We start from the raw sequence: 4,755 nt of genomic DNA on the forward strand, positions 1-4,755 counted from the left end.
ATTAAAGCAGCTCTAAAGAGTTTTGAGTTAAAAGTTAAACTTCAAGTTTTCATTCAGGACAAATGTACTGATTAACTAATTTTTTGGGGAAAATTAGTTAACCCATCATTATAACATATAATTAATTTGCAAGAGTTCTAAACTACTATAGCGGTTCTCACACCTGTGTGGCACACTTAAACCTTTGCTAATTAAGCTTTTCAACATCGATAATGTACCTAGTGCGAACAGGAAACGCTATAACTACTTCATTTAACTTTACTAGGGGAGGGGCAAATGCCGTCAGGGACAGAATACGCAAAACTCTATAGAAAGGCTAACACCGCCTATTGCCAGGGCAACCTTGAGGATGCCGCCGTCATTGTCAAAGAGATGATCAGCAAGTATCCCGAGGATGCCAATGTCATGCTTTTACAGGGTCACATTCATCTAGGACTACAACAATACAGATTGGCGGAGGAGCGTTACGAAAAAGTGCTGCAATTGGCTAAAAATTCTCCCAATAGTTCCGATCTAGCCGATTATGCCCAGCGTGGTCTCGATCAGATTCGGCAATTGCGTTTTGAAGCCGAGGAGGGAGATTTTACGATCGCTGCTACGGAAAGCATTGCCTACAGCGAGGCAGCTTTCGATCCAAGTCAAAGTTTTAACCGTTCTCGCTCCTGGAAGTCGCAAGGGGCTGCCCCCGATGGACAAAAAAAAGGGCTGGATTGGAATAGTAGTCTTTTCAATGAGGAGGATCCCAGCGAGCCTACGGTAAGTAAAGTCCATTCCTATGACGATGATTTTGAGGAATCGGAGGAAACCGCCTTTAGTTCCCTTACCCTGCCGGGCCCTGGCTCTCACGGTTCCCAGTGGTCTAGCGATTCGGCGGAGGGGGAAGCCCCTTTCCCCTTTTTAGAAGCGGCGGAGATTGACTCGCTGGAGGAAGGGTGGGACGGTGAGTTAGGGTCAACGGGAGAAGCCACTTTTATGGTTTCCTCTGATCTGGGGGGAAATCCCCTGACCGGTAGAGATCAGGAGTTATCCTATAGGGATACCCTAGAAGAAAGCACTTTTGCCATTGACCTGGAATCGACCCACCCACAAGGGGCAAAAACTGGCCTTAATCAGGGCAGAGTCACTCAAAAAAGATACGAGGAAGACGAAACCGGAGATTTTGGGGAACCAGAACTCAATGATGAGGATTTAGACGGTTTTTCCCCACTGGCTCTGACGGATACGGTTCAAGGACTGGGGGACTGGGAGCTATTTACCCCTTCGGGGGGGGAAGCTTTAAGTGGTGGTTTTCTCCCCGAACCCGGTGCGCGCCTTAATGCCAGTTCTGGTGTGGGAGAGCCTAGTTTTAATCCTTCTCGTCTAAAAACCCCCAATGACAAAAGAGATAGTCATCTTACCCATGCCTCCGATCTCTTGCTCAAGCCAGTGGTGGAAGTCAATCCGGGCAAATTAGGCTTTTTTGTCAACGCTTCTTTAGGCAAAAAACAACTAATCCTAGCGGCCTTAGCGGGTATTGCCCCTGTGATCATAATTTTTGCCGTTAGTACCACCTCTTGGCTTTCTACGCTCTTGGCTGCCAAACCAGCCCCGAATAGCCAGGCAAAAACCGAAAATGTTGCCCCCAAACCGGCCCCGAAACCGCCAGCCTCAGCCAGTCTTTCCCCCTTCAGTCAACCGGTACTAACCATGATGTTATTAACCGGACTGGGAACCCTGGCCCTGACTTGGCTAGGTTTACAGTTGCTAATTAGTCAGATTAAGCGCAGTCTCAACGATCTGCAAAGCCAATTCGATCATCTCTCGGAAGGTAATTTTAACGCTAAAGCGACGATCTACTCGGAAGATGAATTCGGTCAACTGGCCAATCGTTTCAATCAGATGGCTCGGGTGGTGGTAACTACCACCACGGAAGCCCAACGCCGCGCCGCCGAAACGGAACGGGAACGGGAAGACCTACAACGGCAAGTGATTCGACTTCTCGATGATGTGGAAGGAGCGGCTCGGGGAGATCTGACCGTGGAAGCGGAGGTAAGCGCCGATGTTTTAGGGGCGGTGGCCGATGCTTTTAATTTGACTATCCAAAACCTGCGTGAAATTGTCCGACAGGTGAAAAAAGCGGCAAAACAGGTGAATCAAGGCAGTACCAATAGTGAATCTTTCGCCCGCAATCAGTCTAGCGATGCCCTGCGGATGGCGGAGGAATTGGCCGTCACCCTTAATTCGGTACAGATGATGACCGACTCAATTCAACGGGTGGCAGAAAACGCCAGGGAAGCCGAAGAAGTCGCCCGCACTTCCTCGATTACCGCCCTGAAGGGGGGTGATTCCGTGGAAAGAACCGTGGCGGGAATTCTACAAATCCGCGAGACCGTATCAGAAACGGCGCGAAAAGTCAAGCGTTTGGCGGAAGCTTCCCAGGAAATCTCGAAAATTGTCGCGGTAGTCTCTCAGATTGCCTCACGGACCAATTTATTGGCTCTTAATGCCTCGATTCAAGCGGCGCGAGCAGGAGAGGCGGGCCGCGGTTTTGCGGTTGTGGCCGATGAGGTGCGTCAGTTGGCCGATAGAGCTGCTAAATCGCTTAAGGAAATTGAACAGATCGTTTTACATATCCAATCGGAAACGGGTTCGGTAATGACGGCGATGGAGGAAGGGATTCAACAGGTTATCGATGTCACCGAGCGCTCGGAACAGGCGAAGAAGTCCCTAGAAGATATTATCCAAGTTTCTAATCGTATCGATACGCTGGTGCGATCGATTACCGCCGATACGGTCAAACAACGGGAAAATTCCCTCAATGTCGCCCAAGTTATGCAGTCGGTGGAGTTAACCGCTCAGGAAACTTCCCAAGAATCCCAACGGGTGGCGGGTTCTCTGCAAAAATTGGTGAGTATCTCCCGGGAGCTGCTTTCTTCGGTAGAACGGTTTAAGGTAGACTCAGAGGATGATCGATAATCGGTGAGCGCTAATCAGTGGGTTATTGATTAGCCGCTATCCCTCAAGATTGACCGCTAGAGTGAGTAAAGTTATGCCTAAACTTAGTCTCTGCATGATTGTCAAAAATGAAGCCGAAAATCTCCGGCGCTGTTTGGATAGCGTTAAAGGGGTGGTGGATGAGATGATCGTTATGGATACGGGTTCGACCGATGATACGATTGCTATTGCTCAAAGTTACGGTGCCATAGTTCCTAGCTACGATTGGCGGGGTAATTTTTCCGATGCCAGAAATGAGGCTTTAAAATATGTTACTGGCGATTGGATTTTAGTCCTTGATGCTGATGAGGAATTAAATGCCGCTATCGTACCGAAAATGCGTCGGGCAATGGAAAAAGAGGAAAATTTAGTGATTAATTTAATCCGCCATGAAATCGGAGCCGTACAATCACCTTATTCTCTAATTTCGCGGCTATTTCGCCGACATCCTCAGGTCACTTTTACCCGACCCTATCACTCAATTATTGATGATAATGTGGCTATTTTATTAAAAAAAGAACCTGGTTGGAAAATAGTTGAACTGCCAGAAATTGCTATCTTTCACTACGGTTACACCGTCGATAAAATAGCCAGCTTAGATAAGTTTGAACGGGCAAGAAAAGCGATGGAGGGTTTTTATCAGCAACATCCCCACGATCCCTATGTGTGTAGTAAATTGGGAGGGTTATATCTGAAGATTGGCAGGGATAAAGAGGGTTTTAAGCTGCTCAAACACGGTTTAAAATGCCATGGCTCTAATCCGCATATTTTATACGAGTTGTATTATCATCTCGCTAATTATTATTATTCAGTGGAGGAATTTAAGCAATCAGGCGATCATTTTGTTAAAGCGATTAAGCAGCCAATTTTAGATAAATTAAAACTGGGTGCTTATAATAATTTCGGTGGGTTATTATACGAAGCAGAAAAATACGAAACTGCCTTATCTGTCTTTGAGAAAACCGTAGAAATTGATCCTAGCTATGCCGATGGTTACTATAATTTAGGACTGGTTCTCAAACAACTGCATCGGCTACCAGAATCGATTAAAGCTTATAAAAAAGCTCTCAAGTTAAACCAGGATAATCCCACTATTTACCAAAATCTAGGGGTTGCTTATATAGTTTTCGGTAGTTATAATGAGGCGATCGAGATTTGGCAAAAAGGCCTACAATTATTGAAAGATCAGGGTAATGTCTCTCGCGCTGAAATGCTGCAAGAAACCCTAGAAGCTCTGGGAGCAAGTGTATTGAACTCTGAACAGTAACTGTTCACCGTTGTCGCGAAGATTGGGAGCCGCCACTGTACTAAAATTCTCAATAGGCAGTTGAAATGCAGTACATCTGATTGCTAAGTAGGGAGGCACAATTATTTGTAGGATGGGTTAGCGGTAGCGTAACCCATGCGTAGGTTGGGTTGAAGCATGAAACCCAACCTACGTTCATCTTATATTTAATTCCACCCACCTACTTAAAACCCTGTCTATTCAACTCCTGTGAGGATTTTTACGAATTAATTCTTAATAGGATTATCGAGGAGTTAGACGCTGAAGACTTAGGGGTTTTGATAGAAATGATCAAGAGATAATTGCTGCCGTGTAATTGGGGTCTGCTGAAAAAGTTTTTCCTAGGGGCAGGGTGTAGGGTGTGGGGTGTGGGGTGTGGGGTTTTACCCATTTTCATCGGGTAAATTACCTAATTTTCAGGGAAAAAGTCCCGGAATTTTCCCCCCGACCACTCCCATATCTGGTACTTTTTGATTGACAAAAAGTCTAAAAGTCTT

3 protein-coding genes are annotated in these 4,755 nt (G+C 46.2%); 2 read left to right on the forward strand and 1 reads right to left on the reverse strand.

The features are described from left to right. Positions 1-276: 276 nt before the first annotated feature. The gene (locus O9332_RS21550) at positions 277-2,955 is read left to right on the forward strand and encodes a methyl-accepting chemotaxis protein (protein WP_002757616.1); all 2,679 of its coding nucleotides are present in this window, start codon (positions 277-279) and stop codon (positions 2,953-2,955) included. Positions 2,956-3,028: 73 nt separating this feature from the next. Continuing rightward, positions 3,029-4,240 carry a glycosyltransferase gene (locus O9332_RS21555; RefSeq protein ID WP_002757617.1) on the forward strand — a complete coding sequence of 404 codons (1,212 nt, stop codon included), beginning with the start codon at positions 3,029-3,031 and terminating at the stop codon, positions 4,238-4,240. A 238-nt stretch (positions 4,241-4,478) separates the two neighbouring features. Here the strand turns inward: O9332_RS21555 and O9332_RS21560 are convergent, their stop codons facing one another. Further along, the gene (locus O9332_RS21560) at positions 4,479-4,655 is read right to left on the reverse strand and encodes a hypothetical protein (RefSeq protein ID WP_288027339.1); all 177 of its coding nucleotides are present in this window, start codon (positions 4,653-4,655) and stop codon (positions 4,479-4,481) included. Positions 4,656-4,755: the final 100 nt, after the last annotated feature.

It is taken from the genome of Microcystis sp. LE19-10.1B (genome assembly GCF_027530565.1).
GTDB lineage: Bacteria > Cyanobacteriota > Cyanobacteriia > Cyanobacteriales > Microcystaceae > Microcystis > Microcystis aeruginosa.

What these genes read in the sequence shown, in the direction of transcription:
- O9332_RS21550 (WP_002757616.1), top strand. Translation starts at nt 277, where the DNA reads ATGCCGTCAGGGACAGAATACGCAAAACTCTATAGAAAGGCTAACACC.
- O9332_RS21555 (WP_002757617.1), top strand. Translation starts at nt 3,029, where the DNA reads ATGCCTAAACTTAGTCTCTGCATGATTGTCAAAAATGAAGCCGAAAAT.
- O9332_RS21560 (WP_288027339.1), bottom strand. Translation starts at nt 4,655, where the DNA reads ATGAAAATGGGTAAAACCCCACACCCCACACCCCACACCCTACACCCT.